This window comes from Serratia sp. M24T3, from assembly GCF_000257645.1.
GTDB lineage: Bacteria > Pseudomonadota > Gammaproteobacteria > Enterobacterales > Enterobacteriaceae > Rouxiella.
Genome location: NZ_AJHJ01000112.1, coordinates 1 through 236 on the forward strand (window position 1 = coordinate 1; position 236 = coordinate 236).

At 50.8% G+C, this 236-nt stretch carries 1 tRNA gene; it reads right to left on the bottom strand.

The annotated features are described in order from the left end of the window. Positions 1–25: 25 nt before the first annotated feature. Positions 26–101: transfer RNA gene (locus SPM24T3_RS24200), tRNA-Ala, on the bottom strand. Positions 102–236: the final 135 nt, after the last annotated feature.

The window sequence follows — 236 nt, forward strand, 5'->3', positions numbered from 1 at the left end:
GTATTTGTTGTGAGCCGTATGGATATGGTGGAGCTAAGCGGGATCGAACCGCTGACCTCCTGCGTGCAAGGCAGGCGCTCTCCCAGCTGAGCTATAGCCCCATACAGTCACTAAACAGATACCTTTATCACTCATCGTTCAGATGAGTCAGCCAATCTTTTTCTTATCAAGGCGGAGTCACACGACGTTTGCTTGGTGCAAACGAGTGGGGCGACAACGCAGAGAAGGAAAGGATT